Source organism: Microbispora sp. H10949 (assembly GCF_014161435.1).
Taxonomy (GTDB): Bacteria; Actinomycetota; Actinomycetes; order Streptosporangiales; family Streptosporangiaceae; genus Microbispora; species Microbispora triticiradicis.
Genome location: NZ_JABBWZ010000002.1, coordinates 668,286 through 691,625, shown reverse-complemented (window position 1 = coordinate 691,625; position 23,340 = coordinate 668,286). Strand labels below are relative to the sequence as shown.

The 23,340-nt window shown below is 71.5% G+C and carries 20 protein-coding genes; 10 read left to right on the top strand and 10 right to left on the bottom strand.

Features of this window, described 5'->3' with window-relative positions; translation table 11 throughout:
* Window positions 1-25: 25 nt before the first annotated feature.
* Together ald and HHX40_RS07265 are read right to left on the bottom strand one after the other, a co-directional pair.
* Complete coding sequence (ald, locus tag HHX40_RS07270) at window positions 26-1,141, bottom strand: alanine dehydrogenase (RefSeq protein WP_182876138.1); 1,116 nt, start codon at window positions 1,139-1,141, stop codon at window positions 26-28.
* 67 nt (window positions 1,142-1,208) lie between these two features.
* A complete protein-coding gene (locus HHX40_RS07265; RefSeq protein WP_111699455.1) occupies window positions 1,209-2,591 on the bottom strand; it encodes an aspartate aminotransferase family protein in 1,383 nt (460 codons plus the stop codon).
* Between the two features lie 249 nt (window positions 2,592-2,840).
* Between HHX40_RS07265 and HHX40_RS07260 the strand changes: the two genes are divergently transcribed.
* The gene (locus HHX40_RS07260; RefSeq protein ID WP_182879882.1) at window positions 2,841-4,193 is read left to right on the top strand and encodes a M20/M25/M40 family metallo-hydrolase; all 1,353 of its coding nucleotides are present in this window, start codon (window positions 2,841-2,843) and stop codon (window positions 4,191-4,193) included.
* A 127-nt stretch (window positions 4,194-4,320) separates the two neighbouring features.
* Here HHX40_RS07260 and HHX40_RS07255 read toward each other — a convergent pair whose 3' ends face one another.
* Together HHX40_RS07255 and HHX40_RS07250 are read right to left on the bottom strand one after the other, a co-directional pair.
* Window positions 4,321-5,610: a pectate lyase gene (locus HHX40_RS07255; RefSeq protein ID WP_259403306.1), complete on the bottom strand. Its 1,290-nt coding sequence runs from the start codon at window positions 5,608-5,610 to the stop codon at window positions 4,321-4,323.
* 324 nt (window positions 5,611-5,934) lie between these two features.
* Window positions 5,935-7,311 carry a cellulose binding domain-containing protein gene (locus tag HHX40_RS07250; protein WP_182879880.1) on the bottom strand — a complete coding sequence of 459 codons (1,377 nt, stop codon included), beginning with the start codon at window positions 7,309-7,311 and terminating at the stop codon, window positions 5,935-5,937.
* A gap of 402 nt (window positions 7,312-7,713) precedes the next feature.
* On the opposite strand from HHX40_RS07250, the gene HHX40_RS07245 reads away from it, so the two are divergent.
* Together HHX40_RS07245 and HHX40_RS07240 are read left to right on the top strand one after the other, a co-directional pair.
* Window positions 7,714-9,543: a substrate-binding and VWA domain-containing protein gene (locus HHX40_RS07245; RefSeq protein ID WP_182879879.1), complete on the top strand. Its 1,830-nt coding sequence runs from the start codon at window positions 7,714-7,716 to the stop codon at window positions 9,541-9,543.
* Window positions 9,544-9,572: 29 nt separating this feature from the next.
* A complete protein-coding gene (locus HHX40_RS07240; RefSeq protein ID WP_182879878.1) occupies window positions 9,573-10,325 on the top strand; it encodes a hypothetical protein in 753 nt (250 codons plus the stop codon).
* 55 nt (window positions 10,326-10,380) lie between these two features.
* On the opposite strand, the gene HHX40_RS07235 is transcribed toward HHX40_RS07240, so the two are convergent.
* The 3 genes from HHX40_RS07235 to HHX40_RS07225 form a co-directional block, all read right to left on the bottom strand.
* Complete coding sequence (locus HHX40_RS07235; protein ID WP_182879877.1) at window positions 10,381-11,328, bottom strand: threonine ammonia-lyase; 948 nt, start codon at window positions 11,326-11,328, stop codon at window positions 10,381-10,383.
* A gap of 78 nt (window positions 11,329-11,406) precedes the next feature.
* A complete protein-coding gene (locus HHX40_RS07230; RefSeq protein ID WP_182879876.1) occupies window positions 11,407-12,849 on the bottom strand; it encodes an FAD-dependent monooxygenase in 1,443 nt (480 codons plus the stop codon).
* The gene (locus HHX40_RS07225; protein WP_182879875.1) at window positions 12,846-15,530 is read right to left on the bottom strand and encodes an alpha-L-rhamnosidase; all 2,685 of its coding nucleotides are present in this window, start codon (window positions 15,528-15,530) and stop codon (window positions 12,846-12,848) included. Before HHX40_RS07225 ends, HHX40_RS07230 begins: the two co-directional genes overlap by 4 nt.
* A 237-nt stretch (window positions 15,531-15,767) precedes the next feature.
* Between HHX40_RS07225 and HHX40_RS07220 the strand changes: the two genes are divergently transcribed.
* Genes HHX40_RS07220 through HHX40_RS07210 form a run of 3 tightly spaced genes read left to right on the top strand, consistent with a single transcriptional unit; the run spans window position 15,768 to window position 18,246 of the window.
* Window positions 15,768-16,493: a GTP cyclohydrolase gene (locus HHX40_RS07220; protein ID WP_182879874.1), complete on the top strand. Its 726-nt coding sequence runs from the start codon at window positions 15,768-15,770 to the stop codon at window positions 16,491-16,493.
* A complete protein-coding gene (locus HHX40_RS07215; protein WP_310737978.1) occupies window positions 16,490-17,263 on the top strand; it encodes a creatininase family protein in 774 nt (257 codons plus the stop codon). The genes HHX40_RS07220 and HHX40_RS07215 overlap by 4 nt, the downstream gene beginning before the upstream one ends.
* The gene (locus HHX40_RS07210) at window positions 17,260-18,246 is read left to right on the top strand and encodes a LysR family transcriptional regulator (protein WP_182879873.1); all 987 of its coding nucleotides are present in this window, start codon (window positions 17,260-17,262) and stop codon (window positions 18,244-18,246) included. The genes HHX40_RS07215 and HHX40_RS07210 overlap by 4 nt, the downstream gene beginning before the upstream one ends.
* Here HHX40_RS07210 and HHX40_RS07205 read toward each other — a convergent pair.
* Both HHX40_RS07205 and HHX40_RS07200 read right to left on the bottom strand, forming a co-directional pair.
* Window positions 18,150-18,716 (bottom strand): hypothetical protein, encoded by a 567-nt coding sequence (locus tag HHX40_RS07205; RefSeq protein ID WP_182879872.1) that lies wholly within the window; start codon window positions 18,714-18,716, stop codon window positions 18,150-18,152. The genes HHX40_RS07210 and HHX40_RS07205 overlap by 97 nt on opposite strands.
* 169 nt (window positions 18,717-18,885) lie before the next feature.
* Window positions 18,886-19,164, bottom strand: coding sequence for a helix-turn-helix domain-containing protein (locus HHX40_RS07200; protein ID WP_182879871.1), 279 nt, complete (start codon window positions 19,162-19,164; stop codon window positions 18,886-18,888).
* A gap of 67 nt (window positions 19,165-19,231) precedes the next feature.
* Here HHX40_RS07200 and map point away from each other — a divergent pair, with 67 nt between their 5' ends.
* The 4 genes from map to HHX40_RS07180 all read left to right on the top strand — a co-directional run bounded on the left by map (window position 19,232) and on the right by HHX40_RS07180 (window position 22,040).
* Window positions 19,232-19,999, top strand: a complete 768-nt coding sequence (map, locus tag HHX40_RS07195; protein WP_182879870.1) for a type I methionyl aminopeptidase — start codon at window positions 19,232-19,234, stop codon at window positions 19,997-19,999.
* Window positions 20,000-20,097: 98 nt separating this feature from the next.
* Window positions 20,098-20,736: a LysE family translocator gene (locus HHX40_RS07190; protein WP_182879869.1), complete on the top strand. Its 639-nt coding sequence runs from the start codon at window positions 20,098-20,100 to the stop codon at window positions 20,734-20,736.
* Between the two features lie 132 nt (window positions 20,737-20,868).
* Complete coding sequence (locus HHX40_RS07185) at window positions 20,869-21,591, top strand: VC0807 family protein (protein WP_220498757.1); 723 nt, start codon at window positions 20,869-20,871, stop codon at window positions 21,589-21,591.
* Window positions 21,588-22,040, top strand: a complete 453-nt coding sequence (locus HHX40_RS07180; protein ID WP_182879868.1) for a hypothetical protein — start codon at window positions 21,588-21,590, stop codon at window positions 22,038-22,040. The genes HHX40_RS07185 and HHX40_RS07180 overlap by 4 nt, the downstream gene beginning before the upstream one ends.
* On the opposite strand, the gene HHX40_RS07175 is transcribed toward HHX40_RS07180, so the two are convergent.
* Window positions 22,025-23,254 (bottom strand): damage-control phosphatase ARMT1 family protein, encoded by a 1,230-nt coding sequence (locus HHX40_RS07175; RefSeq protein WP_182879867.1) that lies wholly within the window; start codon window positions 23,252-23,254, stop codon window positions 22,025-22,027. The genes HHX40_RS07180 and HHX40_RS07175 overlap by 16 nt on opposite strands.
* Window positions 23,255-23,340: the final 86 nt, after the last annotated feature.

Below are 23,340 nucleotides of genomic sequence, written 5' to 3'. Positions count from 1 at the left end.
TTCCCGGCCGCGCCCGGCACGCCGGTCAGGCGGCGATGACCTCCGGGACCGGCGTGTACGACAGGCCGTGGGCGACCGCGACCGGCTCGTTGGTCAGCACCCCGGCGTGGGTGTTGAGGCCCAGCGCGAGCGCCTCGTCGCCGCGCAGCGCGTCCCGCCAGCCCTTGTCGGCGAGCTTGACGACGTAGGGCAGGGTCGCGTTGGTGAGCGCGAAGGTGGAGGTGTTGGCCACCGAGCCCGGCATGTTCGCGACACAGTAGAAGACCGATTCGTGCACGCGGAACGTCGGGTCGTCGTGAGTGGTCGGCCGGGAGTCCTCGAAGCATCCGCCCTGGTCGATCGCGATGTCGACGAGCACGGAGCCCGGCTTCATGCGGGAGACCAGCTCGTTGGACACGAGCGTCGGGGCCTTCGCGCCCGGGATGAGCACCGCGCCGATGACCAGGTCGGCCTCCAGCACGGCCCGCTCGACGGCGTACTGCGTGGAGACCAGCGTCTTCAGCCGGCCCTGGTAGATGGCGTCGATGAAGCGGAGGCGGTCGATGTTGATGTCGAGGATCGTCACGTCCGCGCCCATGCCGACGGCGATCTGCGCCGCGTTGAGGCCGGAGACGCCGCCGCCGATCACGACGACCTTGGCCGGGGCCACGCCGGGCACGCCGCCGGGAAGCACGCCGCGCCCGCCGTTGAACCGCATCAGGTTGTACGCGCCGACCTGCGGGGCGAGCCGCCCGGCGACCTCCGACATCGGGGCCAGCAGCGGCAGCGTGTTACCCGCCTGGACCGTCTCGTACGCGACGGCCGTGGTGCCGGCCGCGAGCAGCGCGTCGGTGCAGGGCCGGGAGGCGGCCAGGTGCAGGTACGTGAACAGGATCTGGTCCGCGCGGAGCCGGTGGTACTCCTCCTCGATCGGCTCCTTGACCTTGAGGATCATCTCCGACTCGGCCCACACCTCGTCGGCGCCCTCGACGAGCTTGGCGCCGGCCGACAGGTACTCCTCGTCGGTGATGTGGGAGCCGAGACCGGCGCCGCGCTGGACGCTGACCTCGTGCCCGTGACGGACGAGCTCGTGGACGCCGGCCGGGGTGGCGGCGACGCGGTATTCGTGGTTCTTGACCTCGGCGGGCACACCGATCTTCATGGAATACGTCCTTTCAGGCGGTCACTCGTCACGGTCGCCCCCTACCCGGCCGAACGAGCTTGATGGTCTAAAGGCGGGCCCACGCCTCGGTGAGCACCGAACGGAGGATCGACTCGATCTCGTCGAACTCCTTGGGGCCGCAGATCAGCGGCGGGGCGAGCTGCACGACCGGGTCCCCGCGGTCGTCCGCCCGGCAGTACAGGCCGGCGTCGAAGAGCGCCTTCGAGAGGAAGCCGCGCAGCAGGCGCTCCGACTCCTCGGCGTTGAAGGTCTGCTTGGTGGACTTGTCCTTGACCAGCTCGATGCCGTAGAAGAAGCCGGAGCCGCGGACGTCGCCGACGATCGGCAGGTCCCGCAGCCGGTCGAGAGTGGCCCTGAACACCGGCTCGTTGGCCGTGACGTGTTCGAGCAGGCCGTCCCGCTCGAAGATGTCGAGGTTGGCCAGGGCGACGGCGGCCGACACCGGGTGACCGCCGAAGGTGTAGCCGTGCGCGAAGGTCTCGGAGCCGTGCTTGAACGGCTCGAACAGCCGCTCCGAGACGATCATCGCCCCGATGGGCGAGTAACCGCTGGTCAGACCCTTGGCGCAGGTGATGATGTCCGGCACGTAGTCGAACTTCTGGCCGCCGAACATCGTGCCCAGCCGGCCGAAGGCGCAGATCACCTCGTCCGAGACGAGCAGCACGTCGTGGGTGTCGCAGATCTCGCGCAGGCGCTGGAAGTATCCGGGGGGCGGCGGGAAGCAGCCGCCGGCGTTCTGCACCGGCTCGACGAAGACGGCGGCCACGGTGTCCGGGCCCTCCATCTCGATGGCCTTGCCGACCTGGTCGGCGGCCCAGCGGCCGAACGCCTCGGGGTCCTTCTCCAGGCCGGGGAAGCCGGAGATCTCGTCGGCGCGGTAGAGGTTCGTGTTGGGGGCCTTGATCGCGCCGGGGACCAGCGGCTCGAAGATCTGCTTGAGCGCCGGGATGCCGGTGATCGACAACGCGCCCTGCGGGGTGCCGTGGTAGGCGATGGACCGGCTGACGACCTTGGTCTTCAGCGGCTTGCCCTTGATCTTGAAGTACTGCTTCGCCAGCTTCCAGGCCGACTCGACGGCCTCGCCGCCGCCGGTGGTGAAGAAGACGCGGTTGAGGTCGCCGGGGGTGAGCTCGGCGAGCCGGGCGGCGAGCTCGGCGGCCTGGGGATGCGCGTACGACCACAGCGGGAAGAACGCCAGTTCCTTGGCCTGCCGTGCGGCGGCCTCGGCGAGCTCGGCGCGGCCGTGCCCGACCTGGACCACGAACAGCCCGGCCAGGCCGTCGAGGTAGCGCTTGCCGTGGATGTCGTAGACGTAGGCCCCCTCGCCCCGCACGATCATGGGCACCTCCCCTCCCTCGTAGGAGGAGTGGCGCGTGAAGTGCATCCACAGATTGTCCTGTGCGGCCTTGAGAACGTCGGGGCGCGTCATCGCAACCTTCCCTGAAGTGATCCGTGCTGCCCACAGTGTGCACGCCGCTTCTGCGTTTTGCCAAGTGATTACGTGGCTTCACTATGCAAGAAGTTCGGATTCCGCGACATCGTGTTGTAACGGCAACGAAATCCGTCAAGGTAGATTGAGGCGGTCGAGACGTCGGCGGAGGGCCGGCGGGCCGTGTGGTCAAATGGGGTCCATCGGTCGGCCGTAACGACCGAAACCCACGCACATCGGGAGAACGCCGTGACACCTGAGGAGATCGAGCGCGCCGTCGAAGCCGGCATGCCGCAGACGGTCGAGGACCTCAAGCGCCTGGTCGCCATCCCGTCCGTCGCGTTCCCCGGCCACTCCGAGGCCCCGGTCCTGGAGGCCGCGGCGCTCGTGGAGCGCCTGCTGCGCGCGGCCGGTCTCCCCCACGTCAGGCAGATTCCGGTCGAGGGCAGCTTCCCCGCCGTGTTCGCCGAGGCGCCCGCCCCCGACGGCGCCCCGACCGTGCTGCTGTACGCGCACTACGACGTGCAGCCCTCGGGCGACCTCGCCCTGTGGCGCACCCCGCCCTTCGAGCCCACGATCGTCGACGGAGCCGTGTACGGCCGTGGCGTCGCCGACGACAAGAGCGGCGTCATCATGCACGTCGCCGCGCTGCGCGCCTTCGGCGGCCGGTTCCCGGTCGGCGTGAAGGTCATCGTGGAGGGCCAGGAGGAGTACGCCGGGGAGCGTCTGGAGGACTTCGTCGCGGCCAACCCCGAACTGCTGCGCGCGGACGCCATGGTCATCGCCGACGTCGGCAACCCCGAGGTGGGTGACCCCGCCCTCACGACCTCGCTGCGGGGCATGGCCGCGTTCACGATCGAGGTCCGCACGCTCGCCGAGGCCCTGCACAGCGGCGCCTTCGGCGGCGCCGCCCCCGACGCGCTGGCCGCGCTCATGCGCATGCTGAGCGCGATGCACGACGACAACGGCGTCGTACGCGTGCCGGGCCTGGAGCCCGGCGCCTTCCCCGGCGAGGCACTTGCGGAGGAGGAGTTCCGCGGTCTCGCCGGTGTGCTCGACGGCGTCTCGCTCGTCGGGGACGGCTCACTCGCCGACCGCCTGTGGGCGTCGTACGCGATCACGGTGACCGGGCTGGACGTGCCGACCGTGAGCGGCGCGATCAACGCGGTCCAGGCCGTCGCCCGGGCCCGCGTCACGATCCGCATCCCGGCGAGCGGGAGCGCCAGGCAGGCGCTGGACGACGTGATGGCCTTCCTGGAGAAGGTCGCGCCCTGGGGCGTCAAGGTCTCCTTCGGCGACTTCGTCACCGGTTCCGGGTTCCAGATCGAACCGGGCGGCCCGGCCATGAACGCCGCCGAGCGGGCGCTGGAGCGGGCGTTCGGGCGGCCGCCGCGGCAGGTCGGCCAGGGCGGGTCGATCCCGCTGGTCGCGGCCCTCGCCCGGCAGTTCCCCCAGGCCGAGATCCTGCTGTACGGCGCGGAGGACGACGGCGCCTCGATCCACGCCCCGAACGAGCGGCTGGTGCTGGAGGAACTGCGGCGGACCATCGTCACCGAGGCCCTCTTCCTCGCCGACTACGGCGGCTGGCACGGCGCTTCCTGACCACGGCGCTTTCTGACCACGGTCGGTAGCGCGGGTGCGGGAAGGCCCGGCGGCTGAGGGGGGCCGCCGGGCCTTCCGTTTCCCTCGCATTCCCTCGCACGTGCCTCCTCGCATGTGCCGGAACGTCCTACTGGTAGTGGATGTCTGAGGCGCTGTAGAGGCAGTTCGTCCCGTCGGCGCCGCTGCCGATCTCCGTGGGCTCGCTGCCCTTGGGCACGCCCTTGTACTTCAGGCAGACGATCATCTTGTGGTTCGGGTCGTTCTTGATCGTGATGTTCGAGAAGCGCGCGGTGTCGCCCCAGTTGGTGTTGATGCCCGCGAGCGCCTTGCCGGGGTAGGTCGCCACGATGTTCGACATCTGCACGTGCCGCTGGTAGGAGTTCGTGCAGTTGCCGCAGGCGCGGTAGAGCTTGCCGAAGTTGTCCACCTGGAAGTTCCTGATGACCATGGTGCCCGGCCCGTTGTGCTGGAACACCTTGTCGGATGCGCTCCTCGCCCCACCGCCGTCGATGGTCATGACCTGCGACGACGAGCTGCCCAGCAGGGTCGCGGCGTCCTCGCCGACGTCCTCCCACCAGACGTTCTGCAGGGTGCAGCTGCCCAGGCAGTGGACGCCGTCGGCGCCGGGAGAACCGATGATCACGTTCTTGAGCGTCGCGCCGTTGGCCAGCTCGAAGATGGGCTTCTGGCTCTCGCTCTGCCCGCCGTCACCCATGGCGCCACTCGCGTAGTAGCGCCTCAGGTTGCCGTCCATCGTGCCGGAGACGCTGATCGTGCTGGTGACCGCCTGCGATCCGTTCGCGCTCGGCCAGCCGGACGGCGGCGTCGGGTTGCTCGTGGGGGTCCCCGTGGGGGTGGAGGTCGGGGTGCTGGTGGGGGTCCCGCTCGGGGTGGAGCCGGTGGGCTGGAGGGTCCATTGTTTGGTGGCGACCGAGTCGCAGGAGTTCTGCTGGACGAGGGCGCCGGAGGTGGTGGAGTTGTCGGCGGTGTTGAGGCATTTGTCGCTGTTGGCGTTGATGATGCGGTAGGTGGATCCGGAGGCGGTGAGTTCCCAGGTTTGGGAGGTGGCGCCGGTGCAGGTTTCCTGTTGGACGGCTTTGCCGGCGGAGGTGGAGGCGCCGGTGACGCCGGCGCATTTGCCGCTGTTGCCGGCGGTGAGGCGGACGCCGCTGCCTTGGGCGGACAGGGTCCAGGTCTGGTTGGTCGTGCCGGTGCAGGCGGAGACGGTGAGTTGTACGCCGTCGGAGCCGCTGTCGCCGGGGACGGTGAGGCACAGGCCGCTGGCGCCGTTGACGATGCGGTAGGCGCCGGTGGTGGGTGCGGCGTTGGAGACGCCGGTGAAGACGCCGCTGACCAGGGCGACGATCCCGGTGACGGCGCCGGCCATCCCGGCTGCGTTTCTGGTGCTCCTTCTCAAGGCCGAGCTCCTTGCGTGTCGTGCAGGACCCCTGACCGAGGGGATGAATCCTGGTCCCACGAGGAATTCATGAGTGTGAACGACATTCATGAATCGGAACTGACTTCAAGTTACGGAGCACGCGGGTACGGGTCAATGCACCGCACCGGGCATCTCACCGCCCGCTCCGGCCGCCCGCGGGTCTGACCAGGTGAGAGCCGAAGTGCCGCGGCCATCGCGGTGAAAGTTTCATGAAACACACGTGTGACGCTAGCGGCGGGCGCGCTCCCGCAACGACCACCGGCCGCCGTCGTGGACACGACGGCGGCCGGTGTGCGGGAGGGCTCAGCGCGCGCCGGCGCCGGCCGTGACGACGGACTTGACGCTCGACGGGGTGTCGAGGGAGTAGGAGTAGGGGATGGAGGCCACGCTGCCGCCGGCGTCCCCGCTTCCCGAGCCGACCAGGTAGTTGTTGCGCGCCACGAGGTTGCCCGGGGCCGACGACCCCTCACCGCGGTGGTAGGGATCCTGCACGTTCTCGAAGTAGTTGCCCTCGACCAGCACACCCGCCCCCTCGGTGGAGGCGACGCCGTACCCGCTGTTGCGGTTGTAGTAGTTGTTGAAGACATGCACCGGGTTGCCGAAACGCACGCGCGGATGCCGCTGGGTGGTCCCGTCGAACCAGTTGTGGTGGTAGGTCACCCGAAGGTGCCCGCGGTCCTCCGCGCCGTTGTCGTCGCTGTGACCGAGCAGCATCGTCTTGTCGTGGTTGAAGAGGCGGTTCCACGACACGGTCACAAAGTCGCTGGCCCGCTTGACGTCGATGGCGCCGTCGTAGCCGTGTGACAGCGTGTTGTGGTCGATCCACACGTTGGTCGAGTACTGCACGTTGATCGCGTCGTCGCTCCAGTCCCGGAAGATCAGGTTCCGGATGATCACGTTCTTGGCCTCCGACACGTTCAGGCCGCAGCCGACGATCGTGGCCCCGGAGGCGCCGACGATCGTCTTGTTCGACCCCACCCTGAGCATGCCCGAGCACGAGATCGTGCCGGACACCCGGACCACGGAGGCGGTGGTCCCCTGGATCGCGCTCGTCAGGGCCGAGGCGCTGCTGACCGTGACCGTGCCCGCGTTCCCGCCGCCGGTGGTTCCGCCGTTCTGAGTGGCCCAGCCGACCAGGCCGCCGCCGTTGCCGCCCGGGGTCTGGGACGGGCTTGGCGACGGACTGGGCGACGGACTGGGCGATGGACTGGGTGACGGGGTACGCGACGGGGAGGGCTGGCCGGACGGCGATCCGGTGACCCCGCCGGTGCAGGACACTCCGTTGAGGGTGAACGCGGTGGGCACGGGGTTGGACGAGCCCGACGTCCCCTGGAAGCCGATCGAGGTGCTGCCACCGGTGCCGATCGACCCGTTGTAGGAGAGGTTCGTCGCGGTGACACCGGCGCCGCTCTGCGCGTATGTGGCGCCCCAGCCGCTGCTCACCGTCTGGCCGGCCCCGAAAGACCAGCCGAGGGTCCAGTTGGACAGCGGGTCGCCGAGGTTGGTGATCGCGATGTCCGCGACGAACCCGCCGTCCCACTGCGAGGCGACCTTGTAGTCGACCCGGCAGCCCGAGGCGGCGTTCGCCGCCGAGGAGGTCACCCCGAGGAGCCCGGCGGCGGCCGCGGCCACCGCGGTGACCGCTCCAAGCAACGCCGCGTGATGTCTGCGTACGGACATCTTCCTGTCCCCTTTCGACCCAAGGATGATGAGGACACCGGTCCAGCCGACCGGCGTTCGAGCAGGCAGCGCCGAGAGGAGGCGCGCGGATCCCAGGCGGCGACCTCGTTCGGCTACATGGATGCGGTTTACATACGGGTGGTGGTGGCGTGAACGTAACCACGAGGACGGGACGGGTCAACGAAGCGCTTCGACAGCGCGGCCGCATCCCGCGAACTGCCTGACAGGGGGCCTCATCGGCCGGAGCGCGCACCTGAAAGTTGCAGGTTCGAGACGCGAAGCCGCGCCCGGCCGCGTACGGGAACATGACCGCGGTGTTAGCGGGGCGAGATGATCGGCAACTAAGGTGATCCGCCGTTCGTCGGGATTAGTACCGGTATCCCGTTGACATGAAGGAGATCCGTGTATCCCCCACCGCAGCAGAAGCGCCGCCGCAGCGTGGCCCCGTTCATCGTCGCGGTCATCGTGGCGGGAGCGCTCATCGTCGGCCTGAAGACGGTGTTCGGCGGGATGCCCGACGTCGGGAAAGCCTTCCGCGGCGACGCGGGCGGCGACTCGGCCGGACGCGCCTGCGGGGACGACGGGATCACCCTGACCGTCTCCGCCTCCAGCGACAAGGCCGAACTGCTCCGCACGATGGCCAAAAGCTACAGCGGCCACGAGGTGGACGGCCGGTGCGTGGATGTCGTGGTGAGCTCCAAGGCGTCCGGTGACGCGATGCAGGCGCTGGCGCGCGGCTGGAACGCGCGGCAGGACGGGCCGAAGCCGGACGTGTGGGCGCCCGCGTCCGCCGGGTGGGTCGCCCTCCTGCGGCACCGCGTCGAGGGCGGCGACCGGCAGTCGCCGGCCTCCGCCGACAACCCCACGATCGCCAAGTCGCCGCTGGTCATCGCGATGCCCAAGCCGATGGCGCAGGCGCTCGGCTGGCCGTCGAAGAAGATCGGCTGGTCGGACGTCCTCGATCTCGCCGACGACCCGAAGGGCTGGGCGAAGTACGACCATCCCGAGTGGGGCCGGTTCCGCCTCGGCAAGACGAACCCGAACTTCTCCACCTCGGGCCTCAACGCGACCGTCGGGGCCTACTTCGCCGCCACCGGGCTGTCGGGCGACCTCACGGAGCGGGACGTCACCGGGGCGAAGGCCCGCGACTTCGTCAAGGGCGTCGAGCGGTCCATCGTGCACTACGGCGACACCACGCTGACCTTCCTGACGAACCTCCAGCGCGCCGACGACGCGGGAACGGCCATGTCCTACATCTCCGCGGTGACCGTGGAGGAGAAGTCGGTGTGGGACTACAACCAGGGCAACCCGACCGGCGACCCGAAGACGCTCGGCGACCACGCGAAGCCGAAGGTCCCGCTGGTGGCGATCTATCCCAAGGAGGGCACGCTCTTCTCCGACCATCCGTACGCCGTGCTGTCCTGGGCGGACGCGGCGAAGAAGGCCGCGGCGGCCGACTTCCTGAAGTACCTGAAGGCGTCCGACCAGCAGAAGGAGTTCGCGAAGTACGCGTTCCGGTCGTTCGACGGCAAGCCGACCGGCCACATCACGGCCGCCGACGGCCTCGACCCCAAGCAGCCGGCGACCACGCTGAGCACTCCGACCCCGCAGGTGCTCGACCGGATGCTGCGAAGCTGGGCGGAGCTGCGCAAGCCCGCCAACGTGCTGATGGTGATGGACGTCTCCGGCTCGATGGGCGCCGACGTCTCCGGCACCGGCAAGACCAAGCTCGACCTCGCGAAGCAGGCCGCGGTCAACGCGCTGCCCCAGTTCGGCCCGAACGACCGCGTCGGCCTGTGGATGTTCTCCCTCAAGCAGGACGGCGAGAAGGACTACCGCGAGCTCGTCCCCATGGGCAGGAACAACCAGTCGCGCCTCAAGAGCCGCATCCAGGGTCTGATCCCCAGCGGCGGCACGGGCCTGTACGACACCGCCCTCGCGTCGTACCAGGAGGTGCTGCGGCACCAGAGCGGCGACGCCATCAACGCGGTCGTGTTCCTGACCGACGGCAAGAACGAGGACAATAACTCGATCTCCCTCGACGACCTGCTGCCGCAGCTGCGTCAGGAGACCGGCCAGGACACGGTGCGCATGTTCACCATCGCGTACGGCGGCGACGCCGACCTCGACGTGCTGCGGCGCATCTCGCAGAGCACCGACGCGGCGGCCTACGATTCCCGCAAGCCCGTGAGCATCGACCAGGTGTTCACCGCCGTCATCTCCAACTTCTGACGATCTCCGACTTCTGACCGGGAGCCCCCTTGTCCCGCTTCACCGAGGAACTGCGCGACCCCTGGGCGCTGCTCCTGGGCGCCACGGCCGCCGGCGCGGCCTGGGCGGTCGACGTCCATCCGGCGGGGGCGGCCGTCGCCGGCGTGGCGGTGTGGCTCACCAAGGCCTTCGCCTCCGCGTGGCAGTCCACGGGAGACGAGAGCCGCCCCGAACCGCAGGAGCCGCCGGTCGCACGCGGCAGCGTGGAGGAGGCCTGGCTGCGGCGGGCCGAGCGCGCCGCCGGGTCGTTCGCCGACCTGGCCGGCTCGATGCGCGGGCAGATCCTGCTCGACCGGATCGCGGACATGCGCCCGCAGGTGGACGACACGGTCGGCACGTTGCGGCGGCTGGCCGGGCACGCCTCCGTCACCGGGTCCGCCCTCGCCCGTTTCGACCCCCGTTTCCTCGACCAGGAACGCGCCCGGCTCACGCAGGCCCGCCGTACGGCACGTCAGGAGGTCGCGGGCGAGCTCGACCGGTCGATCGCCGCGCTGGACGCGCAGCGTGAGGTGTACGGCCGGCTGTCGGGCGCGCGGGAGCGGGTGCTGGCCCGGCTGGAGTCCGGCGCCATCAGCCTGGAGGGCCTGGTCGCGCGGGCCGTCGAGATCTCCGCCATGACCGCGACCTCCGGCGGCGCGGACGGCGGCGGCCAGGCGCTGCACGACCTGACGACCGAGCTCGAACTCACCCGGCAGAGCCTGCACGAGGTCGAGGAGGCGACCCGCCGCGACCTCGGCCCCTGACGAAGGCTCAAAGGGCGGCGCGAAGGGCGGCTCAGAGGGCGGCGCGAAGGGCGGCTCAGAGGGCGGCGAGGAGGCGGGCGAGTTCCTTCGGGCCCGCGTTGCCGCCCGTGCAGACGACGGCGACCCGCCGCCCGGCGAACTCCTCACGCCGGGCCAGCAGCCCGGCCAGGGCGGCCGCTCCCGCTCCCTCGGCGAGCGTGTGGGCCTCGCCGAGCAGCATCCGCTGGGCCCGCAGGATCTCGTCGTCGCCGACCAGGACGAAATCGTCCAGCCGGTCCCGCATCACGGCCTGGGGCGTCGCGAACGCCGAGCCCGTGGCAAGGCCCTCCACGACGGTCTTGACCGGCCGGTTCACCAGGGCGTTCAGCCGCCACGAGTCGTGCGCGGCGGGGGCCTGCGCCGACTGGACGGCGATCACCCGGCAGCCGGGCGCGAGCGCGGCCGCGGCCAGGCACGCCGCCGCGGCTCCGGTGCCGCTGCCCACGGGCACGAACACCGCGTCCAGGTCCGGCCGGGCGGCGAACATCTCGGCGTAGAGCGTGCCGACCCCGGCGATGATGTCCGGCTCGTCGGCCGGGCCGATCAGCCTGCGCCCGGTGCGCTCGGCGAGATCGCGGGCGTGCCCGGCGGTCTCCACCATCGTCGCGCCCCGGACCTCGACGGTCGCTCCGAGCGCCTCGACCGCCGCCACCTTGGCCGGGTTCGGGTTGTCCGGCATCAGCACCGCGCAGGGCACGCCGTACAGGCGGGACGCGTACGCGATCGACTGGGCGTGGTTGCCGGTGGAGTACGTGACGACCCCGCGACCGCGGTCGGCCATCCGGGCCAGCAGCGTGATGCCGCCGCGCACCTTGAACGCTCCCGTGGGCTGCACGTTCTCGTGCTTGACGTACACCTCCGCGCCGACCGCCGCGTTGAGCACCGGATAGGACCACATGGGCGTCTCGGGGAGTTGGTGGGCGATGAGCCGCCTGGCGTCCAAAATGTCGCGAATGCCTGTCATGCGTACCAGCGTGGCCCACGGCCCGATGTCAGGTCCAACTCATGTTCCGCGATGATTCCATCGACGGGATCGATGGGTTCAGATCCCGGCGAGGTAGCCGGTGAGCTCGGCGACGGACGACGTGTCGATCCCGATGTACCCGTCGGGCCGCACCAGGACGTACCCGGTCTCGCCGTAGGCGGCGCGGATGTGCCCGCCCTCGTCGAGGAGGTCCCGGCCGATCCGGTAGGCGGGCACTCCTCCGGGTACGGGTCCGGCGCCCAGGCACAGCAGGGTGGGCTGAGGGCCGCGGAACACGTCGAAGAGGCGGATCCGCCGGCCGTCTGCGGTCGCGCATGCCGCGTCCGGAGCGCGGTCACCGCCCCGCGCGCCCGCCGCCAGCGGACCGCCGCGGTAGGACAGGTCCAGCTGGCTCGTCCGCTCGTCGTGCTCGATCTTCCTGCCGTCCAGCAGTTCCGTGCTCAGCCCGAGGGCCCGGCGCGCGACCGGCCGCCGTTCCGCCTCGTAGGTGCCGAGGAGCGACTCGGGAGCTCCGGACAGTACGCGGGCCAGCTTCCAGCCCAGGTTGTAGGCGTCCTGCACGCTGGTGTTCAGCCCCTGGCTGCCCGCCGGGGAGTGCACGTGCGCGGCGTCTCCGGCGATGAACACGCGACCGGAGCGATAGCGCTCGGCGAGCCTGATGGCCACCCGGTACACCGAGGGGGCGGCGAGCCCGGTGACGGTGAGACCACGGCGGCCGGTCCGCTCTCTGAGCAGGCGCTGGAACCCCGCGAGCGTCAGATCCGGCGTCTCGTCCCGGGTGATCGGCGCGCTGAACCGGAAGCAGGCCGAATGGGGCACCGGCCACACGCTGGCCCTCACCTGCTTCCTGATCGGGTTGACCCAGACCTGCCAGGCGTCGCGGCGCAGCCCGCCGACCTCGACGTCGCCCAGTACGAGGCGGGTGTCCTCGCGCGTCTCCCCGGCGAAGCCGATGCGCAGCGTCTTCCTGACGACGCTGCGTCCGCCGTCCGCGCCCACGAGATAACGGGACCGGATCGTCTCGCCGGAGCCCGTGACGGCGGTGACCTCGCCGGCGTTCTGGGTGAGCGCCGTCACCTCGGTCCCGTAGTCCACCTTCCCGCCGAGCTCGGTCAGCCGGTCGCGCAGGATCCGCTCCGTACGCCACTGCGGCTGGATGACGACCGACGGGTACGGCACGGCGGGAGACGGGGCCACGGGCTTGTGCGCGTGCTTCCTGAACACCGGCACCCTGCCGACGTACACGAGAAGGGGCGGATGCGCCCCGGCGGTCTCCAGGATCGGGCCGATGACGCCGAGGTCGTCGAAGACCTCCAGGGTGCGTGGCTGCAGTCCGTTGCCGCGGGTGCCGACGGAGAAGCCCTCCGGCCTCTTGTCCAGGACCCGGACGGCCACACCGCGGCGGACCAGGTCGATGGCGAGCGTCAGTCCCGTCGGGCCGGCGCCCACGACGACGACGTCCGTGGTACTCGCGCCCGGAGCGGAGGACGGCCGGTTCACCGGCGGCCCGCCGTCACGGCGGGCGCTGCCGGCTGCTCGTCCTGCCAGGTGAAGGAGTGCGTGCCGGAGCCGGTCCGCTCGCGGCGGCCGTCCCCCAGGCGCACCCGGGCGGTCGCGCCCGCGGGAATCGTGACCTCCAGCGTGACCGTCCCGCCGTCCCGCCGCCAGGAACTGGACGCGGCGCCGTACGGCGTCTCCACCGTCGCGGAAGCATGGGTGAGGCCGCCTCCGGCCAGCGGGCGGACGCCGATGACGCGGTATCCGGGCTCGTCGGGTGTCAGGCCTGCGATGTGTTCGGTGAGGAAACCCGCCACCGCGCCGTGGGCGTAGTGATTGTGGGACAGGGTGCCCCTGCCGTGCCTGTCGTATCCCTCCCAGGTCTCCCACACGGTGGTCGCGCCGCGTTCGACCTGTGCCAGCCACGAGGGGGGCGTGTCCTGCAGGAGCAGGGCGTAGGCCAGGTCGGGGCGGCCGCCGTCGGCGAGCACGGGAAGCAGCATGGACGTGCTGAGGAGGCCGGTGCCGGGATGCGCCCCGGCCCGCTGGACGAGCTCCACCAGACGGGCGAAGGCGGCCGGGCGCCGCTCCTCCTCCAGCAGGTCGAACGCCAGGGCGCGGACGTAGTCGTCCTGCCCGTCGGCGCCGACGCGGCCGTCGGGACGGACGAAGGCGGCCTGCCAGGCCGTGCGCACCCGCCGCGACAGCTCGGCGTAGTGCGCGGCGTCGGTGTCGTGGCCCAGCACCTCGGCGATCCGCGCCATCAGCCGCGTGGAGTGGGCGAAGTAGGCCGTGGCCACGACCGGGCGGTCGAACAGGAGGCGGCGGAGCTGAGTGGCCGTCCTGTGCTTCGGCCTGAACCACTCTCCCAGGTGGACACCCGAATCGAGAACGAACCTCTCGTGGCGCCCCACCCGCCTGCCGAACCAGCGCGCCCAGCCCGCCCTGGTGCGGGCGGTGCGTTCCAGGTGGCCGATCCAGCGGCGCATGGAGCCGTACTGGCGTTCGAGGACGCGCTCGTCGCCGTAGTAGCGATAGAGGGTCCAGGGGAGCAGGACGCTCGCGTCGCCCCAGCCGACGGACCCGCGGACGACCCGGGCGAAGGCGGGAGGGCCACCGCTGAAGACGGACGTCTCGCTGGGGATCATCGGCGGGATCCGCCCGTCCTCGAACTGCTCCAGTGCGAGGTTGCGCAGGTAACGGCGCAGGTAGGCGTGCGCGTCGACCAGGGTGGCGGCGGTGGGGGCGAACACCTGGGCGTCGCCGGTGTATCCGGATCGCTCCCGCGTGGGGCAGTCGGTGGCGGTGTCGGCGAAGTTGGCGCGCACGCTCCACAGGACGTTGCGGTGGAGCCGGTTCAGGCGTTCGTCCGAGGCGTGGAAGACGCCGGTCTGGGGCACCGCCGTGGACAGCACGAGGGCTTCGACGTCGTCCGGCGCCACGTCGTGGTCCAGGCCGTCGATCTCCAGGTAGCGGAAGCCCCGGGTGGTGAACCACGGCTGGTACCAGCTCCGCCCGCCGCCGAGCGTCACCTCGTCGCGCTGCTCCCTGACGGTGCCGTAGAGCACCACGTAGCCGGTGTCGAGTTCGCCGTCGGGAGCGAGCAGTTCGCTGTACGTCAGCCGCACCCGGACGCCGGAGGGCCCGGCCAGCCGGACGCGGGCGACACCGGCGAGGTTCTGGCCGAAGTCCACCAGTTGCCGGCCCGAGGGAGAGCGCCAGATCCGCCGGGGAGGGAGCCGGTCGATCAGCCGGACCCGCTCGACCTCCTCGGCCACCAGCCCGCGCGCCGCCGTGGGGAGCACCCGGGCCGGCCCCATCCGCACCGGCGGCCGCTCGCCCGTCAGCCAGTCGGCATCGGGGACGCGCAGGTCGACGCGCTCGCCCGATTTCGGATCCGAACCCAGGATGCGCCCCGGTCCGGCGTGCCAGCTCCGGTCGGTGACGACGACCACGCTGCTGCCGTCCGCCAGTTCCAGCTCGATCTGCGCGAAGCCGGCCAGTTGGTCGCCGTAGACCGCGCGGCGCTCGGCGACACCCAGATGACCGCGGTAACGCCCGTCCCCGACGGCCATCGCCACGATGTTGGTGCCGGCCCGGAAGTGCGCGGTGACGTCGTACGTCTGGTATTCGACGATGTGGTCGAGCGGTGTCCAGCGGGGCACGAGGGCGTCACCCGTGACGTCCTGGCCGTTGACGAAGAAGCGATACCAGCCCAGCGCGCTCACGTACGCCCGGCCCCTCACCACCTCCGCGGGCAGTTCCGCCCTTCCTCGCAGGTAAAGCACGGCGTCGTCGCCACGCGGAGCCGGTGGGCCGCTGATCCAACCGGCTCGCCACCCGGACGGATCCAGCATGGCCGTCTCGAACCAGGCCGGCTCACTCCACGCGCCGCGGGCGCCCGAGTCGTCGGTCACCCGCACCCGCCAGAAGTAGCGGCGGCCCGACTCCAGCGCGGGCCCCGCGTAGACCGCGCCGAACGGCCGGTCATCGGCGATCCGGCCGGAGTCCCAGAGCACCCCGTCGTCGAATCCGTCGCGGGTGGCGACCTGGATCAGGTAGCCGGTCTGCCGGACATCCGCCCGAGCGGCGCTCAGCCGCCAGGAGAACTCCGGGGCAGGGGTGCCGAGGCCCAGCGGCAGGGTGCGGGCGTCGGTCTTCAGGTCATGGATCCGGAGCGGCACGATGCTCCCAAAGAATGCACAGCGGTCACGGGCAGGCACTTGCTGAAACGAACCGTCCACGAGCCTGGAAATCGGGTTCCGCACGGAAGCTAGCACAGGCCGCCCCCATTCCCAATACGCAGGCCTCGCCAATTGGATTCTGCAGGTATTTCAGCAGGAGATTCTGCGGATATTTCTGCGGGAAACGGCCGCCGGCCGATAAGCGAGCCGTTGACGACCTGGCAGGACACACCTAACATGCCGCGGATGAACAGGTATCTGCAGGACATGGAGCGGCCGGCGGACAGTCGCGAACACCCGGACCCCCCGCCCGTTCGAATTTCGAATGCAATTGCTCTCCGTATCGCGGACCGCACCTGGTATGCGGCCTGCGTACGCGACTATGATCCGGACCAGGGGCACACCGGAACCGATCACCTTCTGCTGCTCTACACGGAGGCCCCGCCACCGCCGAAAGGAATGCTGCCCGCCCTCCCGCCCGGCGACCTGCCTTTCCGGATTCATTCGGAATGCCTTTTCGGGGATGTCTTCTCGGGCGACCGGTGCGACTGCGGCGGGCAACTGGACGCCGCGAGGCGGGACATCGTCGCGCACGGGCATGGAATGATCTTCTACCTGCGTCAGGAAGGCCGGGGCATCGGCCTTTTCGACAAGGTACGGAGCCTGCTGCAGGACGGCGACACCTATCAGCGGAACCTCGCGGTGGGCGCCCAGGAGGACGCCCGGCGCTACGATCTGGCCGCCCGGGTCCTGCTCCACCTCGGCGTCGGGCGAGTCCGCCTGATGTCCGGGAATCCGGAGAAGGGCTCGGCCCTGACGCGGGCCGGAATCGAGGTGTCGCTGTACACCGAAATCGATCGGCCGCTCTCCCATGAGGCCGCGGGGGAGGTCAGCGCGAAGATGGCACGGGGATATTCGTACAGTTTCAGGGGCACGTTCGGCGGCACGGCGGAGACCTCGTGACAATCGCGCGTCACCCGCTTCCGGCCGTGACGTCCGGGGACGCGCGCCGTGACAGGAGCCGCGTCGCCGTCCTGCCGGTCGGCAGCTTCGAACAGCACGGGCCGTGCCTGCCCCTGTCGACCGACACCGTGATCGCCCAGGCGATCGCCGACCGGATCTGCCTGGACTACGACCTGTTTCCTCTCCCTCCCGTCACCATCTCGTGCTCGCACGAACACTCCGCTTTCCCGGGGACGCTCAGTCTCCAGGCGACGACCCTGCACTCCGTGGTCTCGGACATCTGGAAATCGCTGGACCGGGACGGATGGACGGGACTCGTCATCGTGAACGGGCACGGCGGGAATCACGTTCTCTCGAATCTCGCCCAGGAACTGAACGCGGACGCCCCTCGTGTCGTGCTCTTCCCGACCGGCCCGGACCTGGAGGCCGCCGGCCGTGCGGCCGCACTGCAGGCGGAGGTGGGGAGGACCGACATGCACGCCGGGGAGTTCGAGGTCTCGCTCCTTCTGCACGTCGCGCCTCATCTCGTGCGCCCCGGCTACGAGGCCGCCGACTGGGAGACCGAGGAGTGGCGGTCCGGGCTGCACCTACGCGGGATCGAGCCCTACGCGCCGCAAGGGGTGATCGGCCGACCCTCCGCGGCGTCCGCCGAGAAGGGCAGGGTGATCCTCGACAGTCTCAGCTCGTCATGCGGGCGCCTGCTGGCGTACCTTTCCGGCAACCCCGTCGGAAGGCGTTCGAGGAGACCGACAGACATGGCCGACAGATGACGATCGACGTCGTACGACTGCGTGTCCTCGTCGCGCTGGCCCGGGCGGGCACGGTGACGGCGGCGGCCCACGAGCTGCATTACTCGCAGTCGTCGGTGAGCCACCACCTCGCCCGGCTGGAGGCGGAGACCGGCGCCAAGCTGGTGCAGCGGGTGGGGCGCGGCGTCCGGCTGACGGAGGCGGGCCGCCTGCTCGCCGAACGCGGCGCCGAGATCCTCGGCCGCCTCGACGCGGCGTCCGCCGAGCTGTCCGCGCACGTCGGGCTGCGGGCCGGGCGCGTACGGCTGGCCGCCTTCCCCTCGGCCCTGGGCACGTTCGTCCCCGCCGCCGCCCAGCGGCTCGCCAGGGAGCATCCCGGGCTGGACCTCCGCCTGATGGAGGCCGAGCCGCCCGAGGCGCTGCGCCTGCTGCGGGCGGGCGAGGTCGACGTGGCCGTCGTCTTCCGGTACGGCGGGACCGGCCCCGAGGACGACGGCGTCCGGCTGGTCCACCTGCTCGACGATCCGAGCCTGCTCGTCACTCCCGGCCTTGTCTCTTCAGGGGCCGCCACGGGAAGCGAACTGGGCGCGGACCTGGCGGCGTACGCCGACGCCCCCTGGATCGCAGGCTGCGAGCGGTGCCGCGCCCATCTGCTCGCGCTGTGCGGCGAGGCGGGCTTCGAGCCGCGCGTCTCGTTCACGACGGACGACTACGTGGCCGTGCAGGCGATGGTCGCCGCCGGGCTGGGCGTGGCGGTCCTCCCCCGGTTGGCGCTGTCGGCCCATCGTCATCCGGACGTGCTGACCTCCGAGCTGCCGGGCCCGGCCCGCCGGGTCCACGCCGCCACGTACGGCGAGCCGCCCGACCCGCCCGCCACGGCGGCCCTGGTCGCCGCCCTGCTCCGGGCTCAGCTCGGCGCGGGCGACGGCGCCGGGGACGGCGTGGGGCCGTCGTTGTCCAGCTCCGTGGCGCTCCAGACGGCGGTCCCGGTGCCGGGCAGCTGACTGATCTTGGACAGGAACGTGGCGGTGCCGTTCGACGAGTCGGCGTCCTCCTCCGCGAAGACGAGGAGCGTCTGCCAGGTGCTCCACGTGTCCGCGGGGAAGAGCAGCCGGGGGCCGATCAGCAGATCGGAGTCACCGGACAGCCGCTCGCTGTCGACGGTCACCCAGCCGTACGACGGCCGGCCGCTGAGCCGTACGTGGATGACGGCCGAGCCGCCCTCGGGCACGGCGATGTGCGACGGCGAGACGATGACGCCCGGCGTGGGGGTGACGGTGGGGGTCGGCGACGGGCTCCACGAGGAACTGGAGATTGTTCCCTGAGCGGCGACGGCCGCACCCGGACCGGCGAGCCCGGCCGCGGCGGACGCCGTGGCCACGACGGCCGCGAGAACGGCCGCACGACGCAGGCGGGCGGGGGCGAGTCGCATCGACACCTCCACGAGGAAGACGCAGGACCATCCGGCGATCACCGGCGGTGCTCCCAGCGTCGTTTCTTCTCCGCGGCCTGTACAGGAACCGCGGCCTGGCGCTCTCGTCCCACCGGCCGCCCAGCGCGCCGCCGGGCCGGTCCACCTGGGCGAACGCCGCCCGAGACGGTCGCAGGCGGCCGGGCGACGCGGCCGCGGGCCGGTGAAAGATTCAGCCGGCCCGGCGAAACTCCGCCGCGGCGTTCGGGCCTTCCGCACAGGCGGTGGCGAGTTCGTCCAGGGACAGGCCCAGCGCGGCGGCGAGCGCGGCGACCGTGAAGAAGGCCGGGGTCGGCGCGCGGCCGGTCTCGATCTTGCGCAGCGTCTCCGCCGACAGCCCGGCCGCCGCGGCGACCTCGATCATGCTGCGTTCGCCACGCGCCTGCCGGAGCAGGGCGCCGAACCGCTCCCCCCGCTGCCGCTCCTCGGGGGTCAGGGGCACTCTCACCATGACTGTGATACTAATACCGGGATACTTATACCGGTATAGTTATTGGTGTCACTTGGAGGAGTGCGTCATGGTGGAGATCAAGACCGACGCCGCGCTGGACGCGATGCGGGAGGCGGGGCGCGTCGTCGCCCGCGCGCTCGACGCCGCGCGCCGGACGGCGGCCGTCGGGATGCGGCTCAGGGAACTGGACGAGACGGCTCGGGAGGTGCTGCGCGAGGCGGGGGCGCGTTCGCCCTTCCTCGGCTACCGGCCGCACTTCGCGCCGAGCCCGTTCCCCGCGGTGATCTGCGTGTCCGTCAACGACGCCATCGTGCACGGCGTCCCGGGCGACTACCGGCTGCGTGACGGGGACGTCGTGGGCGTGGACTGCGGGGCGGAACTGGACGGCTGGACGGCCGACGCCGCCGTCACCTTCGTCGTCGGCACTCCCCGCACCGGTGACGTGGAGCTGATCGACACGACACGGCGGGCGCTCGACGCGGGGATCGCCGCCGCGACCGTCGGCAACCGCATCGGGGACATCTCCGCGGCGATCGACGCGGTCGCCCGCGACGCCGGGTACGGCATGCCGAGGGACTTCGGCGGCCACGGCATCGGCCGCCGGATGCACGAGGACCCGCCGGTGCCCAACCACGGCCGCCCCGGGCGGGGTTATCCGCTGCGGCACGGCCTGGCGCTGGCCATCGAGCCGATGTTCATCGCCGGCGGCCGGGACGGCTACCTCACGGCGGCGGACGGCTGGACGTTGCACACCACCGACGGCAGCCGGGCCGCCCACATGGAGCACACGATCGCGATCACCGAGGACGGCCCCCGGGTGCTCACCCTGCTCTGACGGGGCGCCCTGGCCGGGCACTCTGACCGGGCACTCTGACCGGGCGCTCGCGAAAAATCGGGATGCCCGCACGAGGGCGGCGTCCGTACGATCCGGACATGCCTACGCTGCCCGCACTCGCCCTCTTCGCCGCCGCCACGCTCGCCCTGCTCGTGGTGCCGGGACCCGCCGTGCTCTACATCGTCACCCGCAGCGTCGCGCAGGGCCGTACGGCGGGGCTGGTGTCCGTCCTCGGCGTCCACGCGGGCTCACTGGTGCACATCGCCGCCGCCGCGCTGGGGATCACCGCGCTGCTCGCCGCGTCGGCCACGGCGTTCGCCGTCGTCAAGTATCTCGGCGCCGCCTACCTCGTCTACCTGGGCGTACGCAAGCTGCTGCGGCGGCCGGAGACGGAGGCCGCCGAGGTCATGGTCGCCTCGCGCAGCCGCCTGTTCGGCGAGGGGTTCGTGGTCAACGTGCTCAACCCGAAGACCGCGATGTTCTTCCTTGCGTTCCTGCCGCAGTTCGTCGATCCCGCGCGCGGGCCGGTGGCGCTGCAGGTGCTGGTGCTCGGGGCCGTCTGGGTGGCGCTCGGCATGGCCAGCGACGGCACGTACGCGCTGCTGGCCTCGGTGCTGGCCGGGCGGCTGCGGTCGTCGGCGCGGGCCCGGCGGCGGCTCGACCGGGGCAGCGGCGTCGTCTACCTCGGTCTCGGCGTCGTCGCCGCCCTGGCCCGCGAGGGCGGCGCGAAGGCCTGACCCGCAGGTCGTACGACCCGGGACATTTGTACTGCCGGAGTCGGGATCGGCGAATCTGTCCGGCGGAACCGGGTTCCGGGAGGCTTGAGGCGCAGGAAGACACCAGCGCCCACCCCCGGAGGAGCCGCGCCGATGACGCAGACCCTGACCTCCCCTGACCTCCCGGCCGCTTCGGCCGTTTCGGCCGCTTCGCCGGACGCCGCCCAGCCGCGAAGGGGCGGCCTCCGCCGGATGCTCGTCCCGCTGGCGCTGGACATCGCCGCGCCGCTCGCCTGCTACTACGTCCTGCACGGCGCGTTCGGGCTGAGCGAGGTCGCCGCGCTCGCCGTGAGCGGGGTGATCCCGGCCGTCCGGGTGATCGCCGGGATCGTCCGCGAACGGACCCTGAACGGCATGGCCGCGCTGACGCTCGTGGTCAACGTGGCGGGCATCGCGCTGAGCTTCCTCACCGGCGACGCCCGGATGATGATCGCCAAGGACTCCGGTCTCAGCGGAGTGCTCAGACTGGCGATCCTGCTCTCGGCGTTCACGCGGCGGCCGGTGATGACCGCGGGCATGCGCCCGTTCGTCACGAAGGGGAACGCGGCGAAGGAGGCGGCCTGGGAGCGGCTCGCGGAGGGCTCGGCCCGGTTCCGCCGGGCCGAGCGGAGGTTCAGCGCGATCTGGGGCGGCGTGCTGCTCGCCGAGTGCGTGGTCCGGCTGGCCGGCGCGTTCACGCTGCCGGTCGCCACGATGATCTGGCTGTCCAACGTGCTGCTGATCGCCGCCATCGCGCTGGGGCTTGTGCTCGCGGGCGCGTTCGGTTCCGGGCCGATCATGGGGATGGTCGGCATCGAGGCCAGGAGTGGGCGATGAGAGGCAGAGGCATCAACTACGACACCGGTTTCCTCCCGGGCGGGCGCACGGGCACCTACCGCGAGGATCTCCGCTCCCGGTTCCGGCACGGCAGGCCGGTGGCCGTCACCGAGTTCGGCACGTGCGCCTACACAGGGGCAGGCGCACGTGGCGGCATGGCGTGGGCCATCGTCGACGACACGGCCCAGCCGCCCCGGCTGAACGGCGACTACCTCCGCGACGAGGGCGAGCAGGTCCGCTACCTGCGCGAACTTCTCACGGTGTTCGAGGAGGAGGGCGTGGACACCGCCTTCTGGTTCACCTTCGCCGGCTACGACCTGCCGCACCACCCGGATCCGCGCCGGGACCTCGACCTGGCCTCCTACGGGGTGGTCCGCGTGCTGGAGGACGGCCGCCGGGAGCCCAAGGAGGTCTTCGGGGCGCTCGCCGCCGCCTACGCCGCCTCCTGACCCACCTTGTGAGCGCGGCGGCCCTGGATCATGGCGTGGGTGCCGCTGGTACGCCAGGAGCGGCCGGTCGCGTCCAGCTCGGCCACGGTGTGCTCGGGCACGCCGACGAGCGCGTCCGACTTCAGCGTGCGGAGCGCGACGACCGGACCGGGGAAGTAGCCGGTGACCGCGGCAAACGGGGTGGCCGGGGGCCACATCCGGTCACCGGTGAGCCTGCGGTAGTTCAGGTCGCCCTTCATGATCGTGAGGTCGGCCGCCGCGAACTCGCCGCGCAGGTCGTCCGGCATGTCCGCGTACGGCAGCGGGGCGCACGCGAACGGATGCGCCCGCAGCGTGAGCCGCCCGTCCTCCGTCGCCGCCCAGAGCCGGGCGCCGGCCTCCCCCGCCCGGCCGGGGGCCGCGGCGAGCCGCCGCAGGCACGCGAGCACGTCGGACGGCGTGGCGTCGGACACGAAGTAGGGGACCGGCTTGACGTGCAGCGTGACCTCGCTCGCCCGCCCGTGGGCGAGGAGATGGTCGGCCAGCACGAGATCGGGCAGCAGCTCCCGCCCCGCGTTGTCGGCGACCAGGCAGATCCTCGCCGGGGCCAGGTCGCCGAGCAGCGCGCGGAGCAGGGGGCCGTCGTCCACGACCAGGCCGGTGGCCCGCTCGCCGCCGCCGGCGCCTGTGGCGCCGTGGGAGAGGTCCGCGCGGTTGCCCCAGAGTGAGCCGAGCAGGAGCGCCTCGGCCCGCTTGTCCGGGGACAGCGCGGCGGTCTCGTCGAGCGCGGCGAGCTCTCCGTCCACGTCCGGCCCGTCGAGCTCGGCCTGCTTCAGGGGGCCGAACGGGTCGACCCCCCGCCACGGGCCGTCGCCGAAGTATCCGGTGGCCTCAAGCAGCTTCCGGTAGAAGTAGCTCTCGGCCCACAGGAACGGCGCGTCGACCCAGCGGCCGCCGATCTTGCCGCGGCCCCACTCGGCCCAGGCGGCGCCGTCGTGCGCGGACGGCTCCAGCGGCTCCATGACGTCGCGCTCGACCTCGCCGAGGAGCCGGTCGAGCGCGCGCCGCCGGTCCGGTGTGTACGGCAACGCCTCCCTGACCTGCTTGATCAGGACGGGATGCCGCTCCCGGAACACGCTCAGCGCGTACGACCCCGGGACGTTGCCGAGGATCGGCGCGGCGTCCGGCGTCTCGTCCCGGGCATCGTCTCGGGCATCGTCCAGGGCACGGCTCATCCGGCGTCCTCCCCCGCTCGTGACACTCCACCGTCAGTAAAGCGCAGGGCGCCGCACGAGCCGCACCGCCCCCTCTGCTCACGCGT